This window comes from Gelidibacter sp. F63206 (assembly GCF_023015735.1).
On the sequence record NZ_JALKAU010000063.1, the window covers coordinates 14,235 to 32,767 of the forward strand.

14 protein-coding genes are annotated in these 18,533 nt (G+C 36.5%); 8 read left to right on the plus strand and 6 right to left on the minus strand.

Annotated elements, in window-relative coordinates; all coding sequences use genetic code 11:
• The first annotated feature begins 786 nt into the window (after positions 1-786).
• From MWU32_RS02945 to MWU32_RS02955, 3 genes are read left to right on the plus strand one after another with little or no spacing between them, the layout of a single operon-like run.
• On the plus strand, positions 787-3,798 hold the full coding sequence (locus MWU32_RS02945; protein WP_246937626.1) for a SusC/RagA family TonB-linked outer membrane protein: 3,012 nt from the start codon (positions 787-789) through the stop codon (positions 3,796-3,798).
• A 16-nt stretch (positions 3,799-3,814) separates the two neighbouring features.
• Complete coding sequence (locus MWU32_RS02950) at positions 3,815-5,182, plus strand: RagB/SusD family nutrient uptake outer membrane protein (RefSeq protein WP_246937628.1); 1,368 nt, start codon at positions 3,815-3,817, stop codon at positions 5,180-5,182.
• A gap of 2 nt (positions 5,183-5,184) precedes the next feature.
• On the plus strand, positions 5,185-8,460 hold the full coding sequence (locus MWU32_RS02955; RefSeq protein ID WP_246937630.1) for an amidohydrolase family protein: 3,276 nt from the start codon (positions 5,185-5,187) through the stop codon (positions 8,458-8,460).
• Between the two features lie 14 nt (positions 8,461-8,474).
• On the opposite strand, the gene MWU32_RS02960 is transcribed toward MWU32_RS02955, so the two are convergent.
• The 4 genes from MWU32_RS02960 to MWU32_RS02975 all read right to left on the minus strand — a co-directional run bounded on the left by MWU32_RS02960 (position 8,475) and on the right by MWU32_RS02975 (position 11,722).
• Positions 8,475-8,729 carry a hypothetical protein gene (locus tag MWU32_RS02960; protein ID WP_246937632.1) on the minus strand — a complete coding sequence of 85 codons (255 nt, stop codon included), beginning with the start codon at positions 8,727-8,729 and terminating at the stop codon, positions 8,475-8,477.
• A 79-nt stretch (positions 8,730-8,808) separates the two neighbouring features.
• Entirely contained in the window at positions 8,809-10,209 is a 1,401-nt protein-coding gene (locus tag MWU32_RS02965; protein WP_246937634.1) for a MauE/DoxX family redox-associated membrane protein, read from the minus strand.
• Between the two features lie 128 nt (positions 10,210-10,337).
• Entirely contained in the window at positions 10,338-11,318 is a 981-nt protein-coding gene (locus MWU32_RS02970) for a helix-turn-helix domain-containing protein (protein ID WP_246937635.1), read from the minus strand.
• A 38-nt stretch (positions 11,319-11,356) separates the two neighbouring features.
• Entirely contained in the window at positions 11,357-11,722 is a 366-nt protein-coding gene (locus tag MWU32_RS02975; protein ID WP_182206124.1) for a hypothetical protein, read from the minus strand.
• 210 nt (positions 11,723-11,932) lie between these two features.
• On the opposite strand from MWU32_RS02975, the gene MWU32_RS02980 reads away from it, so the two are divergent.
• The 5 genes from MWU32_RS02980 to MWU32_RS03000 all read left to right on the plus strand — a co-directional run bounded on the left by MWU32_RS02980 (position 11,933) and on the right by MWU32_RS03000 (position 17,179).
• Complete coding sequence (locus MWU32_RS02980; RefSeq protein WP_246937637.1) at positions 11,933-14,335, plus strand: aminotransferase class I/II-fold pyridoxal phosphate-dependent enzyme; 2,403 nt, start codon at positions 11,933-11,935, stop codon at positions 14,333-14,335.
• Positions 14,336-14,362: 27 nt separating this feature from the next.
• Complete coding sequence (locus MWU32_RS02985; RefSeq protein ID WP_246937640.1) at positions 14,363-15,202, plus strand: RteC domain-containing protein; 840 nt, start codon at positions 14,363-14,365, stop codon at positions 15,200-15,202.
• A 323-nt stretch (positions 15,203-15,525) separates the two neighbouring features.
• Positions 15,526-15,810: a helix-turn-helix domain-containing protein gene (locus tag MWU32_RS02990; protein WP_246937642.1), complete on the plus strand. Its 285-nt coding sequence runs from the start codon at positions 15,526-15,528 to the stop codon at positions 15,808-15,810.
• Positions 15,811-15,813: 3 nt separating this feature from the next.
• Positions 15,814-16,533 carry a hypothetical protein gene (locus tag MWU32_RS02995; RefSeq protein ID WP_246937645.1) on the plus strand — a complete coding sequence of 240 codons (720 nt, stop codon included), beginning with the start codon at positions 15,814-15,816 and terminating at the stop codon, positions 16,531-16,533.
• Positions 16,517-17,179, plus strand: coding sequence for an ATPase (locus MWU32_RS03000; RefSeq protein ID WP_246937648.1), 663 nt, complete (start codon positions 16,517-16,519; stop codon positions 17,177-17,179). The genes MWU32_RS02995 and MWU32_RS03000 overlap by 17 nt, the downstream gene beginning before the upstream one ends.
• 1 nt (position 17,180) lies before the next feature.
• Here the strand turns inward: MWU32_RS03000 and MWU32_RS03005 are convergent, their stop codons facing one another.
• Positions 17,181-17,990 carry an ImmA/IrrE family metallo-endopeptidase gene (locus MWU32_RS03005; RefSeq protein WP_246937651.1) on the minus strand — a complete coding sequence of 270 codons (810 nt, stop codon included), beginning with the start codon at positions 17,988-17,990 and terminating at the stop codon, positions 17,181-17,183.
• The gene (locus tag MWU32_RS03010) at positions 17,977-18,378 is read right to left on the minus strand and encodes a hypothetical protein (protein WP_246937653.1); all 402 of its coding nucleotides are present in this window, start codon (positions 18,376-18,378) and stop codon (positions 17,977-17,979) included. The genes MWU32_RS03005 and MWU32_RS03010 overlap by 14 nt, the downstream gene beginning before the upstream one ends.
• Positions 18,379-18,533 lie beyond the last annotated feature (155 nt).

Consider the following 18,533-nt stretch of genomic DNA (forward strand, 5'->3'; position numbering starts at 1 on the left):
ATTATCATTGACAAATATGTCACAATTGAAAAATTATTATTATATTTGGAACAAATTACTTATTAAGGTAATTTTGCAATAGAATATTGAAAGCTATTGCTTAAAATCTCGCTTTGAAAACTGGCACTTTTTAGCATACGAGAGGATAAGCAGATTGGCTCACGACCCGGGCGTGGCCTCTCTTATCTGTATGCAAGGTATGCCAGTACCCCAAAGCGGATATGTAGAGTTCCACGCCCTTTTTTATGCGCAAACTCTACTTAAACTTATTGTGTTTAATGAGGTAATTACTTAAAGGCATGAAAAAACAAAGATTTCCAAACATCAACCAGCTTAGGTACCATAGGCCAGGACTGTCGCTCTTTGATATTATCTATGCCCAAAAGCCAAAAAACCCTATTTAACTTAAAAGCTTGGGGAAGCACCTTTCCTTTTTGATTCCGGTTATAACCTCTTAGAATCCCCTTGCTCAATCAATCTTTTTTTTAATCCCGGATTAATAGCACGACGGTTTCCGCAGCATCGCCTGTCGGTAGGTATAAAATGAGTTAGTCAAACGTGGATACGGCCGCGCCAGGACAGCTATGCCTTTTTTGGCCGGCTCGATGCCACCAATAGTGATGCAACATAATTATGCTGCACAGCTATAACTGCTCTCTTTTATGCCTTACAATCAACCTTACCGATAAATATATACGGTAAAAAAAGCCCACTCCCAAGTTTTCGACGACCGTTGGAGCAGGCCAAGAGTTAAAATAAATGTATCACTTTAACCAACACAAAATTATGATAAAAAATCATAACACAACAAGGCTACGGCGCATTTTTGGCTGTAATCTACTTTTACTAATTTTCACCCTGCCACTCACCGCACAACACCTACTGGTCACTGGCAAGGTCACTGACGGCAACTTGCCCATATCTGGCGCAAGTATTATAATTAAAAACACCACTATTGGAGCAGTCTCAGACTTTGACGGGCGTTACAGCATTACCGCCAAACCAACGGACACCCTCCAAATATCCTATCTAGGATATACTACGCTTACCATTCCCATTCAAAACCGTACAAACATAAATGTTTCACTGCAAGAAGACATTGAACAATTAGCAGCTGTAGAGATTACGGGAGGCTACTATTCTCTTGCTGAGCGTACCAAAACAGGTAATGTCACTAAAATAGATACCGACCAACTCCAACAACAAGTGATCCACTCCCCTATGGAAGCCTTGCAAGGCAGAGTGGCGGGATTGGAAGTGGAAACCAGAACAGGTTTGAAAGGGCAAGCACCATTGGTAAAATTAAGGGGACAGAAAAGTTTAAGAGGAGATTTAGAGACTCAACCCTTATATATTATTGACGGAATACCTATAGATAATAGAGGATTAGGTCATTTAAGTGCCGTATATGATGGGGCTGTTGGAGTAAATCCATTAGCCACTCTTGATCCTTCATTAATTGAAAGTATAGAAATACTAAAAGACGCCGACGCCACCGCTATTTATGGTTCTCGTGGTGCTAACGGGGTCATCATTATCATTACTAAAAGAGGTCAGGCAGGCAAAACCAAATTTGAGCTACAAACAGAAACGGGGGTATCTTGGGTGGGTAGGTTTATGAAGCTTATGAATACCGCTCAGTATCTGGAAATGCGTCGTGAAGCTTTTGAAAACGATGGTGTCACTCCTACCAATTCCAACGCTCCCGACTTACTGCTATGGGATCAAAACCGATATACCAATTGGCAAAAAGAACTCATAGGCAGAAAGTCCGAGTTTCAAAAATATCAAGGGAGTTTAAGTGGCGGAACAGACCGAACTTCCTTTTTGCTTTCTGGTGGTTTTCAAAAGGAAGGCACGGTATTTCCTGGAGACTTTGGTTTTCAAAACAATTATCTGATGGCAAATATTAATCATAGAAGCAAGAACAACAAACTCAACCTAAACACTTCCATCAATTATAGTTACCAAAAATCTAGACTTTTTCAGGTAGGAGCTTTTTTTTCCAATATGATCAGGTTAGCACCAAATACTCCAGATTTATTTGATGAAGAAGGAAATATTAATTGGGAATTGGACGAATATGGTAATCCCACTTTCAAAAATCCTTTATACGGATTATCTAATCCCAATATTATGCGATTGTCGAATTGGCAATGGAATGGTCAACTACAATATCGAGTTTTAAAAGGTTTAGAAGCTCAAGTAAATCTCGGATTCAACCATTTGGATCAAAATGATCAAGAATGGTTTTATAAGAAAAACATAAATCCATTGCATCTATCCTCTGCTCAATCAATGAGTAATAACAGAATAAATTCAAGAAAAAATATTATCGTGGAGCCTCAACTTAATTATACAATTAACTTTAGAAAACACGGAATCAACAGTTTAATAGGCAGTTCTTTTCAAAAAAGTACAAATGCAGAAAAATATCTAAGAGGTACTGGGTATTATTCGGAATCACAAGTGGGCAATATAGCCTTGGCTGAAATCAACAGTGTTTTACTAGATGCAATTATTGATTATAGATATGCGGCACTATATGGAAGAATTGGATATTCTTATGAAAATAAATATCATTTAAATCTTACCGGACGGAGGGATGGTTCTTCGAGATTTGGAGAAAAAAACAGATTCGGGAACTTCGGAGCAGTTGGAGTTGCATGGGATTTTTATAAAGAAGATTTTATTGTAAATACAATTCCTCAAATTAGCACGGGGAAAATACGTGGAAGCTATGGGGTAACCGGAAGTGACAATATTGGAGATTATCAATATCGTGACACTTATTATAGTTTATATGTCTATCCAAACTCCATAAGCAAAGGAGGTTTGGCTCCAAGTAAACTCCATAATCCATCTTATTCGTGGGAAAAAAACACGAAACTGGAATTAGCTTTAGATTTTGGTTTATGGAATGATAGATTTTTATTGTCTTCCGGGTGGCATCTTGAACGAAGTGATAACCAATTAATCGGTTTACAGTTACCAAGTATAACCGGTTTTACGACAGTTCAAGGCAATTTTCCTGCGACTATTCAAAATACCGGATGGGAATTGGGCATTCAATTGATTCCTGTTCAAAATGATAATTGGAATTGGAATTCATTTTTGAATTTAACTATTCCTAAAAATAAATTAGTAGCCTTCCCTGACCTGGAATCTTCAAGTTATGCATCGAGCTATGTGACAGGAAAGTCTTTGGGCGTTCAAAAATTGTATAACTATACTGAAATTGATCCAGATACGGGTAAATACACCTTTGAAGATGTTAATGCTGATGGGGTTTTAAATAATGATGATCGAGTGGTTATTGCAGATTTATCCCGTAAGTTTTATGGAGGCTGGAATAATCAAATTCAATACAAAAGCTGGACTCTTTCATTTTTATTTGAATTTGTTAAACAAAAAGATAAAAATCCGGTGCTTTCAATTGGTTCACCTGGAGGATTTGCCAACATGTCAACCGAAGTATTGGATAGATGGCAAGCAGACAATCCGTATGGAGAGTATCAGGCTTATACACAACGCTACAATGTTAACCATTATAACTTTCTAAATAGCAACAAAGCTATTGTAGATGCCACCTATTTCCGAATGAAATCTCTTTCTTTAAGTTATCAAGTACCACCAACTTTATTGTCTAAGTTAAAGATCCAACAAGCACAATTTTATATAAAAGGTCAAAATTTGTTCACCCTTACTCCTTATAAGGGTTTTGATCCCCAGTCTGGAGACCCAATAAGTCTTCCTACTTTAAGCAGTCTTCATGTTGGCCTAAAATTCACAATCTAAAATTATTATGAAACAAATGAAATTTTTAATAGTTATGAGCCTCATTTTCATCTCATGCGATGATTTTTTAGAGGTAGACCCCAATTCCAGTCAGTTAGATGCTGTATTAATATTTGAGAATGATAATACAGCTCTTGCAGCTCTGGAAGCTTTATATTACGAATTAGAAAACAACGGATTTGCCAGTGGAAATACATCAAGTGTTAGCTATTTAGGCAATATTTTGGCCGATGATGCGCAAGAATACAATAATGCCAATGAACGAGTTAATTTTTATAGAAATGACATTCCTGCAGACAGTGATCACAATTTTTACCTTTGGAGCAGTGCATATAAATTTATATACGAAGTCAATTCTCTTTTAAAAGGAATATTGAACAATGATGATCTTTCTGAAAGAACTAAAGAGCGAATTGAGTCTGAAGCAAAATTTATAAGGGCTTTTATTTATTATTATCTGACCCATCTTTATGGCAATGTCCCTCTGGTGTTAACTACTGATTATTCCACAAACAAAAGTTTGGCTAGAAATTCCATGGAGGAAATATATACTCAAATAAAACAGGATCTAAATGACGCTATAACTTATCTTCCTGAAAATTTCTCATATAGTCATGGAGAGCGGATCAAGCCAACAAAATATGCAGCATATACGCTTTTGGCAAGAATAGCCTTATGGGAAGGGCAATATGATTGGGCGATTGAATCAGCCAGCCAGGTTATTGAATCAGAAAACTTCATGTTGACCGATTTAGATAAGGTGTTCAAAGCTAATAGCGCAGAGGCTATCTGGCAATTGGTTCCTACTAATCCATATAATGGTGGTAAAGAAGGATATCATTATATTGTAGAAAACAATCCTTCAACCGCTGGTACTTCTGCATCCTCAGCTCTTACAGAGGATTTCTTGTCGATTTGGCAGAATAACGACTTGCGACTTTCAAATTGGATCAATGTATATTCTGAAGGAACTGATACTTACTATTATCCCTTTAAGTATAAAATTAAAAATGGTGGTGATACTGAAGAATATTCCATGGTCATGCGTTTAGCTGAATTATACTTGATTAGAGCGGAGGCTTATGCGATGATGGGGAATGTAGATCAAACTCTAGCCGACTTGAACATGATCCGAAATCGTGCTGGTCTTCAGAACTGGGAAATGAGTGATATTACCGACATCAAACAAATGGTGCTTGAAGAAAGACGACGAGAGTTTTTTAGTGAGTGGGGACATCGTTGGTTGGACTTAAAACGGTTTGGGAAAATTGATATGGTGTTGAGAGAGAAAAAACCTCAATGGTCTCCTCACGCCAAACTTCTCCCCATTCCAAAGCGAGATTTACTACGCAATCCCCTTTTGACTCAAAATCCTGGTTATTAAAAATGAAAAAACACTATCTTTGGTGCTTGTGCTTAGTTAGTTTTCTAAGCACAGGAAACCTGAGCTTTGCTCAAAACCAACCTTCCGAATTTCAGGATGATGAACAACTAATTGAGTTCACCACGGATCGATTTACCCTTCCCAATATACATGTAACACCGGATAAAAAACATATTATCTTTGATGTGCTTGGAGATATTTATCAAGTACCGATCGAAGGCGGTAAAGCTAAAGTAATATTACAGGATGAACATTTGAAACGAGGGGCAAAATTGTCACCCGATGGAAAGACCCTAGCTTATATCAGTGACGAATCAGGAGAATTTCAAGTATGGACTTATGATTTAAAATCTCACGCTAAATTTATGTACCCTGTTATAGAATCTATTCATTACCCTCTACACGGGTATTGGAAAAATAATAAAGAAATTTATATCCCAAGTGAAGATGGCCTATTCAGTTTTTATCTTCAGTCAGGTAAATCCACTCCAATAAGAAAAGCTAAAGAAGATGAGAAGTCCATTCTTCAGATAATCAATCGAACTCTATCTGTTAATAATAAAAGTTCTTTAGCAGGTTTTCAGAAAGAAGGTGCTTTTTGGGTTTATGATTTGCAAAAAAAACAAGATGTATTTGTTGATAAAATTCCGGGAAACAAGGTAGTGTCTCATTTTAAAATAAGCCCTTCTGGCAAATCACTACTTTTTTATATAAAAAATGAACAGAATTTCTATAAACAACAATTAAGGAAATGGGATTTTGACACCCATGAGAATAAACTTCTTTTTGAGGGAGACGAGACCTCCTTCTTTTCAACTTCAATTTATGATTATGATTTTATAAATGATAATTTTATAGTATTAGATCATCAAGGAAAAATTGTAAAAATGAATACCAACACACAAGAATATGAACCTATTCCTATTCAAGTGGATATCCGAAAAAAAATCAAAAAACCACTTCAGTCTACTCCTCGATATATTTCAGACAGCTTAATCACGGCAAAAGTATTACGTAATCCTATTATGCGAAAAGATATTGATACCATCTATTTAGGAGCCTTTGGAAAACTAAGGGGGTATTCAAAAAAGACTGGAGAGATTAGAGAATATTACGCCGATATAGAAAGGTTTGAAGTCTCTCCAAGTTTGTCTCCAAATGGAAAGTATTTGGCTTATACCACCTGGAATGATTGGGAAATGGGTCATCTTTATATAAGAGAAATATTGACCGGAAAGGAAACTCAAATCACAATCACTCCCGGAAGATATATAAACCCCGCTTGGTCTCCGAATAGCTCCGAGATAGTTTTTATCGCAGATGAAACAGAAAATAAAATGGGAACGGGAAGACTAAGCCCAGCTTCAAACACAGTAAATTATCACTTAGATATTCATCAAATAAAAGTATTTGATCAGGAAAAACCTTCTTTACAATACAGAAGTAATATTATTAAACGGATTTATCCTATTTCCCAATTAACTAAAAGATTTTATCCTATCCCCGTTTATCATCCCGATGGTGAAAATATTTTTATAGCAAAAAAAAGTAAAAATATCTCATCTTATTCGCGGATAAATTTGAACACTAAAGAAATTGAACAAGAAATTCCCATCCCCTTTCACAGTGATGAAATATTAATTTCACCAGATGCAAAAAAAATAGCCTTTATTTTTGATGAAAAAATATGGTTAGATGTATTTCCATTTTCGACTGATTTAAACTTCGCGGATCAATCTGAATTTATTACTAAAGAGGCGCATTATAATGGCGGCTATGTTTATGATGTCTTATTACCTAAAGCGAAATCTATTTTTGAGATTGCGCCAAGTTATATTTATTGGCAAGATGAATATACTTTAATGTGGGCTTCCGCGGAAGAAATTTATCAGCATGATATTCGAGCCGGAGCAACCGCTAAAATAACAGAAATCAAGGTTCAAAAGCCTCGGGACATTCCCAAAACTCAATATGCACTGACCAATGCCCGAATCATAACGATGAATCAAAAAGATGAGATTGTCGAAAATGGAACAATATTGATTCAAAATAACCGCATTCAAAGTATAGGTTCCAATAATATTTCAATTCCCGAAAATTATAAAATTTTCGATCTGGAAGGAAAAACTATTATGCCTGGGTTAATTGATGTGCATGCACATTATCATCATTCTCCTCATGAATTTATAAACCAACAAGAAAATAACTATATAGGCAATTTAGCCTTTGGGGTCACAGCTATTTATGATCCTTCAGTAAATATTTTGGATTATAAAGAACGAGCTCAAATGATTGAAGTAGGTGATTTGGCAGGGCCAAGAATATTTGCTTCTGGAAATATTATTTTAGAAAAACCCGGACCTCATGAGTATGATTATAAAAATATAACGAATAAAAACGATGCCATCCGTATTGTGAAAAGTTATAAGAAAATTGATGTTCCCGGTCCTATCAAAGAATATTCAATCAGGAATACTCATAAAAGAATTTGGTTAAGAGAGGCAGCTAAAAATGAAGATATTGGGATTACTGCCCATCAAAAATTTCTAAATTTAGCTTTGAGTAGGATTATTCTTGGATATACGGCCATAGAGCATGAAATAGGAAATTCTCTTTTTCAAAACGATGTAAAAATACTAATAGGACAAAGCGGAGTACATTATACTCCAACATTTATAGTTAGTCCCCAAATTGGAAATCTTTTCCAAGAATGCACTAAAGTCGAAGAACCAAAATTAATTAATTTGAATGGCAATATTCTATTTCAAAATAAATTTTCATCTTTTGCCAAAGGATCAAATTCTAAAAATCATCGTAATGATTTAACAAATGAGAAAATAAGACGGGAAATTGAAAGGGCGTCTGCGATGATAAAAGATTTAAGGAGTTTAGGAAGCAATATTTCTGTAGGAGGTCACGGAAATCCATTGCCGGGGATAGGAACTCACATGGAGATATGGTCATTTACTTATAAAAATGGTTTGTCTAATTACGAGGCTTTAAAGGCTGCCACATTAATAGGTGCACAAAAGATTAGTTTACAAGAAGAAATTGGATCTTTAGAAAAAGGAAAATTGGCGGATATAATTGTCCTGACTGATAATCCTTTAGAAGATATTTTCAATTCTACGCATATTCTCTATACCATTCAAAATGGAAATATTTACGAATCGGATTCTATGAAAAAGATTTTTCCGACTACGGAAGAACTTAAACCCTGGGGACGGGAGAGTCCTATTGTTCTGAATCATTTAAATAAAAATAAGGGCGGTCAGTAACCGCCCTTATATCTCTACAATTGAATCGGCTCAGGAGAATCATGTTTTATGAATCTCATACAATTAAGATCCCAGACATCATAAGTCGAATTATCAATTATAACTTTGCAGAAATTATTCCCAGTATCGGTACAAGGAACTACCACATCTATACAAACTCCACTATCCTTATAACTATAAAGATTAGGTTGCGTATTCCCACTAAACGCATAAGCTCCAAAAGCTGCCATAGCTACTACGACAGTCTTTAAAATTAGTTGTGCTTTCATCTTTTCTATTTTTTAGATGATTACTGTGAGGTTTGCAGACCCTCTACAACCTCAGGCTTTATCTGGCCAGATAAAATTTTTAATGCCCATACACCATTACTTGAGTGGCATAATGGACAATTATATACTCATCAGTGATATAAAAATCACTGGCTTTCTCTCCATTTTTGTTGGGGATTCGGATGCTCTCTAAATAAGTGTTGCCGTAAATATCCATAGCTGAACTTCTGTTAAAATCATTTATACTTTCATCAGCTCCCATTACATCGGATAGCACATAATAATTCTTATTCCAAATTCTTAGCTTAGTATGGAAAGGGCTATAAGTTCTTTCCCGTAAATGCTTTCCATCCCTGCCTTGATGGCTGCGAATATCTGCGGTTAAATCATACAATAGCGGAATGGATTGTGGATTACCGAAATCTTTGTTCCAATGGTCAATTCGGTTTTTATAAAAATACAAATAAGATATTTGTTGCTTTGCGGCATCCCAATCCAAACTGCCATCTGCTTGAAAAAGATTGCCTGAATCTTGCTCTAAAACATCATGTATCTTTACATAAGGCTCTATATTGTTGTAAGTAGCCAATACATATTTCTGGGTGCTGGCCTGCACAGCACGGATAACAAACCCTGTGGTGTCTATTGCTACCAAATCACTATAATAAGGTACTGCTGACATAAATTCAGTAGCAACCCAACTGCTTGTTTTACCGCGATATAAACTAGGACTCACCCCCTCACCAATAAAGAAATAATTTCCATAAACCTGCCATTTAGGTAAGGAAGCAAAATTTTCGGGCGCATCGGATAGTTGCAAACTAATGTGCGTTGTATCGCCCGTTTTATAATTCCAAACCAATCCATGCGTAAATCCAGTACTATTGCCAAGATAAACTAAAGAATCATTGACACCGGCGACGTAATAAGAGTTGTAAGCTAGTTTTTGACTGGTTATTTCTTTTAGACCCCCTTTTTGATAAGAGCGAATAAAGCTTTCATCTTGTAATATTTGAGGCTGAGGCTGAGTGAAAAATAGGATTAAAATCAAGGCTAGCATCCCAAAACTTCCTGTGAACAATAATATGTGATTCCGCTTGTTGCCACTTTCTATATACCACGCACAAATACCCAGTAGAGTAAAACTCAGATTAAAGCACAGATGCGTTTCCCAGTCCATTGTTTCCAACAGCCCGCCACAAGAACAGGGCAAGGAAGGACTGTAGGACCAAATCAAATAAACATAAATAGTAAACCCGAACATAAGTACTGCACTGCCCAATAACCCCCAGACTCGTGTATAAGAAATAAACAGCAATATAGCCAGCAATAATTCTATAATAGGAACAAGCCAAGCCAATACTTTGGCGTAAGGTGTCAACATTGCCGACTGGGCAATCTGCGATTGGAAAATACCCAAATCCAACAACTTGCTTACTGCCGCATACACAAATAACAGAATGAACATTAAACTGACCATTCGCGGTATTTTTCGTAATATGGATTTAGGAACTCCCACAGCATTTGATTTGATATGGTAAAGTTCCAAACTAAAATTATACGAAAACGTGAAAGGTTTTGCCTAATCGGGATTAATTTCCAATAACCCTATAATTTACTCCTAGAGATGGTGTTCTTTCTCAATTCTTTTGGGGTGTATCCAAACCTTTGCTTAAATAATCTTGAAAAATGGGATTGGCTCTTAAACCCCACCTTGTTCGCGATAGTTTTAAAGGGGAGGTCTGTATACTGTATCATTACCTGTGCTTTACGGAGTCGCTCTTGTATGATAAATTTATGGATTGTGGTGCCATAGAGCTCTTTAAAACCATACTTCAACTTGAACTCATTCGTTCCCAACTGAAGGGCAAAATCCTTCTGTGATGGAAAATCGGTTTGGGGATTGTTGAAAATGATATTATGTGCAGCTCTAATCTTTTGGATGTCCCCATAGGTCAACACCATTTTATTTTTTTTGGATAGTAAACTTGTATCATTTAACACCCGTTGGTATTTTCCGTTAATGACCTTTTTCTTTAATTCCGATTTCAACTTTTTCTGATAATAGGAATGTTGAACCACGGTGATCAATAGTTTCCTGCTTTCATTTGCCCTGTGCCTAAAGGTGGTAAAATGCACAACTTTGGGAACCTCAAAATTATTTTTGCGCTTAAAGATCAAATGGACAGAACCTTCAAGCTTTGGTTTCCTGGTTATGCTTTTCCATTTGCTATTCCAGATGGTCTTCGAATCATCCGTCAGAAAATCTTCAAACAACTTTCCTACGATATTATCCACTGGCAGTGAGAGCATCTTGCTGGCTTGACCGTTGACCATTTCAACGACTCCATTCTCATCCAATATGAAACTCATCTTTATAATATCCATGATGGTTGTATTGGCATTAGCAAAACCCTGATGGACCATGTTAGCCTCAATTTCTTCAGCTAACATATTCAACCCCACAATGATTGATTCAAGGTCATCATCCTTTGAAGAACGCTCTATCTGATAATGAAAATTACCTGAGGCCATTTCCAAAATCATATTATGAATGTTTCTTACCCGTTGTTTGTCAAATTCTCCCATAATTAACTATTTACTTTTTAGATGTTTATGCCCAATTATCACTTATATTTTTTCAAAAAAATCAAAGCCTCACTTATCGTTTCAAAGACCATGGTAGGTATTGGTGGCTTACTCGTGCGTAAATAAAACTTTGAAAACATGTCTGAAACAGGCGCCTCCACTATAAATGCCACGGCTTTAACAAACGACGAACCTTCTATTGACAAATAGATACGCGCTGTTTTGTTGATCCCTCTTACTTTACGTATATCGCAAAGAACAGGAATGCTTTGTCCTTCCTGTACAACGAATCTGTCCTCAACAATGCTGATGGCCGCCGCTAAATCCAATTTGACGTTTTTATATTCAACATACAGGATACCCTCCTTTATAACATACGTCGCATATTCATTTTCAGCAAACATGATCTCAATAGTTTGAAAACTAGTTTCTTAAATATAAAGTTAAAAAATTTAATTAAGGAAGGTTTGACCAAAACGGAGTAGGAATTGTCATATAGGGATTAATCTTAGCCTAAAACGGATTAAAATTTGACTAAAACGGATTATGGCGCTCTTCGACCCTCCAATATCACACAAAAGACACTAAATTCTATGTCTAATAAATTCAATGACATGGCAAAGATTAAACAAAACAATTTTTTGGACACAGTAAATGATGTATTTACGGACGCTATTGATGAAGGTGTACTTCATTTATATGCAGACGGCGAAACATTTACAGGCAGAACTATTGGTGTCAACAATAGAAAACTATTTCATTTTGGAACTACTGGATATTTAGGCTTGGAACAGGACTCTCGATTAAAAGAAGCAGCCATAAGCGCCATTCGGAGATATGGCACTCAATATCCCCTATCAAAGTCCTACATTTCCAATCCGCTTTATAGACAATTGGAGGAAAAGGTATCTGAGATGTACGGAAACCCAGTAGTCATCACAAAAAATAGTACGTTAGGTCATTTGGGCGTCATCCCCAGCGCAGTAAAAGATGAAGATGCAATTATTTTGGACCATCAAGTACATTGGAGCGTGCAAAGCGCTGCAAAGGTACTGAAAACAAGAAGTGTCCCTATTGACATGGTTCGCCATAATGACTTGAACATGTTAGAGGATAAAATAAAAGCATATTCCAATAGCAGAAAGAAAATTTGGTATATGGCAGACGGGATCTATTCTATGTACGGTGACTATGCACCGGTTCAGGAATTAAAAGCGCTGAGTCTAAAATATCCCCAGTTGCATCTCTATTTTGATGATGTGCATGGGATGAGTTGGATTGGAAAGAATGGTACCGGCTATGTCATGAGTGAAATCAACGAACTTTCGGAAAACATGCTATTGTTTGGAACCTTGAGTAAAACATTTGGAGCAAGTGGATCTGTTCTCGTCTGTTCCAATAAAAAAATGTATAAGGAAATAAAAACCTTTGGAGGCCCTTTAACGTTTTCCGCGCAACTTGAGCCTGCTTCTGTTGCCGCTGCCACAGCCTCTGCCGAAATACATTTAACCCCTGAAATCTATACACTCCAAAATGATTTGAAGCAAAGAATCCAATATTTTAATGAATTGGTGAAACAAACAGATTTACCACTGATAGACAAAAATAATTCGCCAGTATTTTTCATAGGTACTGGAACCCCGAAGACTGGGTATAATTTTGTCAATCGCTTGATGAAGGAGGGGTTTTATGTCAACCTTGGACTTTTCCCAGCTGTACCGGTTAAAAACACTGGAGTTCGAATTACAATATCCCGTCATAATCAACTACAGGAAATTAAAGCACTGGTTGATGCCATGCAATATCATTTGCCAAAAGCCCTTGAAGAAACACATACTGATTTGAACCGTGTCTATCAAGCATTCAAATTAGAATCAAAGTCCAAACCAGAAAATTTGACACATGAAAATCTAACCATGCGTTTAGAAAATTCCATTTCAAATATAGATAAGCTGACATGGAACAGCTCAGTCGGAAAAAATGGCATTCAAGATTGGGACGGAATGAACTTTCTTGAGGATACATTTAGTGACAATGAATTGAAAGAAAATAATTGGTCTTTTTGGTATTTACTTATCCATGATCAAAAAAAACAGCTTGTATTGGCAGTCCTAATATCCTCATCTTTGTGGAAAGACGATATGCTCGCAAATACAATCGCATCGAAAACTATTGAGGAAAAACGTCTAACGGACCCTTACTATATGACTTCAAAGGTTCTTAGTTTAGGATGTCTTTTCACTGAGGGAAATCATCTTTATTTAGATAACAAGCATCCCCTGAAGAACGATGCCTTAAATAAACTGATGGCAACCCTGGAACAACTAGAGAAGGATTCAAATTCGAAAATGGTTACACTGCGTGATTTTAATGAGGACGACAGATTACATAGCTATTTTCAAGGTCAAGGCTACTTTAGGGTTCAGATGCCAAACTCATGTAGCATCAGTTTAAGACGCAATGATTCTATTGAACACTACATATCTGAACTTTCATCGCGGAGCAGAAAACATTTTAGAAAAGACATATTGGCTCATGAATCTTCATTGGAAATATCGATTCTATCTGAACTGGATAAAGCTCAAATAATTCAGGTTAAGAAACTGTATGATAACGTCCGAAAAAACAATTTAGGCCTGAACACTTTTTCATATCCCGAAAAGTTATTTGAAAACATGTCCCAGAATCCAAATTGGGAGTTTATAATCATTAAAACCACCAAAAACAGTAAAGATATTATTGGGGTCATGTTCTCCTACAAGAACAAAAACCACACTTACGTCCCTTCTTTGGTAGGCCTTGATTATGACCATCTCCTCACTTACCATACCTACCGACAATTACTTTATCAATCTATCAAAAGGGCAATCCATTTAAATTTTGAACACATTGATCTCGGAATGACCGCAGCATTTGAAAAAAGAAAACTTGGTGCCATTGTGGAAGAAAAATATGCATACATCCAAACTGCTGACAATTACACGCTGGAACTTATGGGCTTATTGGAATCTCGATAACGATGAAACGTATGACCCAAAATTGGCATGAGGTATCAAGAATTAATATCAGAATTTGAAATAAAACTGGAATCATTGGAATCCCGTACTGATGACATTCTATATAAAGCGGAACATGGCATTGCCAATACCGAAAAATGCATGAAGCTTTTGCGTCAAAAAGTGCTAAAATTCGGATTTGGCAGCACTGAGGAAGAAATCAGTTTTTTCAAGCATATCAAACCCCAAATCTTTAGTAAGCTTATATACTACGTGAAACTGTTCAATATTGAGAGTAAACGTCCCAGGAGCAGTTCTAAATTCCAGATCAAATATCTTAATGGCCATATCAATAAATTACAGGTCTATTTCAATGACAATCTGGAATTCTATCATTATTATCGCCGGGGTGCCACAACGCTTGATGAGGAGTATTTTATCCGGGGAAAGTCGGATCTACGTTCGCCAACAGAATCCTTTAATTTCTTTATCGATGACAAGTTTGCCACATGTCAGGACACCACCGTGGCCATGATTATGGCCTATGATATGCTGATCGTGTATCTGCAACAAGAAATTGAAAAATTAGAATCCAATAACCACATTAACCAGAATCCAATGAAACATTTAGCTTCAAAACTTTTTTGGACGGGAAACAAAACCGAATTAATTGAATTGATCTACGCCCTACATAGTAGTGGTGCGATTAATAGTGGTACGGCGGACATCAAAGAACTGGCTTCAGTATTTGAACAGATGTTCAATATTGATCTAGGCAACTACTACCACACTTTTATAGAAATCAGAGCTCGAAAATCGAGTAAAACCAAATTTATGGACAAACTGACGGACTCCCTGAACAGACGGTTTGAAGATTCAGACGAATAAACCATAGGTAATCCCAACTTGGGAAAAAATAATCCATCGCAATACACATAGCTTTTGATACTTTTTGAAGGCAGAAATCCTGTTCTTCTTTTACTTCGCCCAACAAAACACGTCAAATTCTATGACAATAAATATCTCCCACCTCTGGATGGACTATTGATGCTTTGACAATAAAAGCTATCAAATTTGCATAACGAAAGTCAAATCGAAGATTCACGAACTCATATTTATTGAAATATTTAAGCTCGTGAGCTAAATCAAGTCAGGGGCTATCAATTTCATTGAAATCAATGGATAGTCCCTTTCACTAAAACCCTTTTATTATGCCGACAAGTATTATTACCACAGACGATCTTCGGGAATTCAAAATGGAATTGCTTGATGATATCAAAACCCTTTTAGCTAAACAATCAAAAGGGCAATTAAAAAGATACCTCAAATCTTCTGAGGTCATGGACTTATTGCAAGTCAGCCCAGGCACTTTACAGAATCTTCGTATTAATGGCACATTACCATACACAAAAGTTGGTGGCATTATCTATTACGATACAGAGGAAATACAAAAAGTGATGGATGCCAACCGTGTGCACCACGGTCTAAATTCTTAAGCTATGAACTATATAAAGCAACTTAATGCGGCTTTTGAGAAGTTCTATTTTGATGACCGCTTAAATCCTACCCATATCAGTTTGTATATGGCGCTGTTCCAAGAATGGAACAGCTCTCGGTTTATGAATGAATTCTATGTAAATAGAAGGGAACTGATGCGCGTTGCCAAGATTGGTTCAAAATCAACATACCATAGATGTATTGTAGATTTGGATGCTTGGCAGTACCTATCCTACTTTCCTTCTAACAATCCATACAAGGGCAGTAAAATAAAGATGGCCATTATTTGGACAAGTGATGAACCTCTTACGGGACAGCACAATCCCATATTAGAACAGGTTGCGGAACAGTACCATCCCATGAGCGGACAAGTTGTGGACTTGCACCGTCCCACCAGTGGACAAGCATTGGTATCTACTATAAACAATACCAAACAAGTAAACAATATAAAACAACCAAAGGGCTGGCAGGCCGTTATTGATTTTTTTATTGAAAAAGGTTTTAATGCTGATGAAGGAAAAAAATTCTTCGAGCATTATGCAGACCGAGAATGGAAAACAAGTGACGGAAAACCGATACGGGATTGGCGCTCATTGGCCACAAACTGGATGGATAGAACCGAATTTTTCAACGAAGAAAACAAATCAAACAAAAAACAAGCGTCCCAAATCAAGGACAACTTGCTAACAACTAAAAACAAAGACTATGGACAACCCCTCTAAAATTACCGAAGGCGGCGTAGAATATTCGCTAGGAAAGTTTGACGGCAAAAGCGTCTTGTACGATTTTCCAAAAATATTGGTTTACCTGAATGCCAAGGGAAAACTGTTGTTCGGAAAGAAATTCAGGATTTATGATGAGGATAGGGATATTTTACTAAAGCTCTGTTCTTACTTCATCAAGGACAAGGAAAATTGCGAAACCTACGGTATCGACGTGGATAAAGGCATTTTACTTTCTGGACCGGTAGGCTGCGGAAAGACCAGCTTGATGAAACTATTGCGCCATTTAGTTCCCTTGCAACGTCCCTATGAAATAATTCCTTGTCGGAATGTAACCTTTAGTTTTAACCATCTTGGGTTTAAAACGGTTGAAGAATACGGCAATACTAAATTTTATTGTTTTGACGATTTAGGTGTCGAACCTGCTGGCAGGTTTTATGGTAAAGATCTAAATGTAATGGGCGAAGTGCTCTTATCAAGGTACGAACTCTACCTTGACACGAAACGGAAAATCAAAACCCACGCTACTACTAACCTAAATGCAGAGGAACTGGAAGAACGCTATGGCAACCGTGTTCGCAGCCGTATGCGCGAATTGTTTAATTTGATTGCTTTTGATAAGGGAGCTGGGGATAAAAGGAAGTAATTTATTCTTCCCAAACAACACTTAATACAGAATTATGTGCACTTGAAACAATAGCATATTCATAAAAATTAAAATCGTTATCATCTTCCCAATTCTTTAAATCGAACCAAGTAGATTTCCAAATTTGTTGTTTTGATTGGTGTTTAGGATATACCTTATCTTTTTCAAAAAATTCCATAGCAACGGAATCTTCCGGTGGCTCAAGTTTTGTTCTATCGACGATAAAATGAGGATAGCCTTCTGGCCATTTCCAATAACTTACCGTTTTATTATGAGAGTGAAAAAGGCAAATTGGATGATCGCCCAACTCAAAATATTTAAAGGCTATGGATGTAATGCTTGTATTGAAAAACGCAGCTAAATCCCTAAGCAATTGCGGCGAAAATTTTTTATCTTTTTGCTTCTCAAAGAAAAGATGACTTGGCATTAATAATTCTGAAGCAAATTGATTGGCTTCGTATTCCACACGTCCATTTTTGGCTTGTTTTTCCTTATTGTTAAACCAAGAAGTAGTAGCTTCAGTATCGTTATGGATATCAATACCTTTGTGAAGTGTAAAATGGCCTAATTCGTGGGCTAAAGTAAATCGCTTTCGTTGCTCATATTCTATGTTCTGGTTTATTTCAATTACCGTATGCTTTTTACCAAAAATTATTCGTCCATCAGAATTTAATAAAGGCTTCTCAATAACGGTTGCACCAAGACCACTTGCAAATAATTCCAAAGGAAAATCCAAAAGACTTTCAAAACCATTTTGGTCTAGCAAATCTCTTGCAGCGGCAGAACCTTTATTAAATCTATAATTTCTCATTATCTAATTCGTCCATCAAGTCAACCAAATTTTTTCCCTTAATAATTTCCTTGATTTCACCTGGAGTTAACTTGTCCAAGTTTCTAAACTGTACGGACATTTGTTTTGTTTCCACTAAATTTATGAGAGTGGCAATTGGCTTCTCTATATTTTTATTGATTGCATCTTGAAACTTTTCCACAATCCTATCAAGTAATGCCTGATTGTTTTCTTGGGTTACCATTGCGGTTTGAGTAAACTTCAATCGCTTTAAAAAATTGGATATTTCCGTACTTTCCTTGGCGACATCCACACCCTCTTCCTCTAGGGATTTTTTTATAAATTCTATATCGGAATTCAGATAAAATTCTGTAATTCCCTTATCTATTTTATTTTTTAAATTGCTCATCTTACTTGACTGTTTAGTTTTCTTTTTCTTCTTTCAAGCCTTTTAACGGCGTTGTAAACTTCGGCGGTATCTATTTCCAAGAAATCTGAGATTTCGCTCGGTTTATAGATGTTTTCGCACCAACATTCAAATATTAGCATCTCTAAGTCAGATGC

Coding starts and splice junctions, on each gene's coding strand:
- MWU32_RS02990 (WP_246937642.1), top strand. CDS start 15,526: ATGCCGACAAGTATTATTACCACAGACGATCTTCGGGAATTCAAAATG.
- MWU32_RS03005 (WP_246937651.1), bottom strand. CDS start 17,990: ATGAGAAATTATAGATTTAATAAAGGTTCTGCCGCTGCAAGAGATTTG.
- MWU32_RS02960 (WP_246937632.1), bottom strand. CDS start 8,729: ATGAAAGCACAACTAATTTTAAAGACTGTCGTAGTAGCTATGGCAGCT.
- MWU32_RS02950 (WP_246937628.1), top strand. CDS start 3,815: ATGAAATTTTTAATAGTTATGAGCCTCATTTTCATCTCATGCGATGAT.
- MWU32_RS02965 (WP_246937634.1), bottom strand. CDS start 10,209: ATGGTCAGTTTAATGTTCATTCTGTTATTTGTGTATGCGGCAGTAAGC.
- MWU32_RS03010 (WP_246937653.1), bottom strand. CDS start 18,378: ATGAGCAATTTAAAAAATAAAATAGATAAGGGAATTACAGAATTTTAT.
- MWU32_RS02945 (WP_246937626.1), top strand. CDS start 787: ATGATAAAAAATCATAACACAACAAGGCTACGGCGCATTTTTGGCTGT.
- MWU32_RS03000 (WP_246937648.1), top strand. CDS start 16,517: ATGGACAACCCCTCTAAAATTACCGAAGGCGGCGTAGAATATTCGCTA.
- MWU32_RS02975 (WP_182206124.1), bottom strand. CDS start 11,722: ATGTTTGCTGAAAATGAATATGCGACGTATGTTATAAAGGAGGGTATC.
- MWU32_RS02970 (WP_246937635.1), bottom strand. CDS start 11,318: ATGGGAGAATTTGACAAACAACGGGTAAGAAACATTCATAATATGATT.
- MWU32_RS02955 (WP_246937630.1), top strand. CDS start 5,185: ATGAAAAAACACTATCTTTGGTGCTTGTGCTTAGTTAGTTTTCTAAGC.
- MWU32_RS02995 (WP_246937645.1), top strand. CDS start 15,814: ATGAACTATATAAAGCAACTTAATGCGGCTTTTGAGAAGTTCTATTTT.
- MWU32_RS02980 (WP_246937637.1), top strand. CDS start 11,933: ATGGCAAAGATTAAACAAAACAATTTTTTGGACACAGTAAATGATGTA.
- MWU32_RS02985 (WP_246937640.1), top strand. CDS start 14,363: ATGAGGTATCAAGAATTAATATCAGAATTTGAAATAAAACTGGAATCA.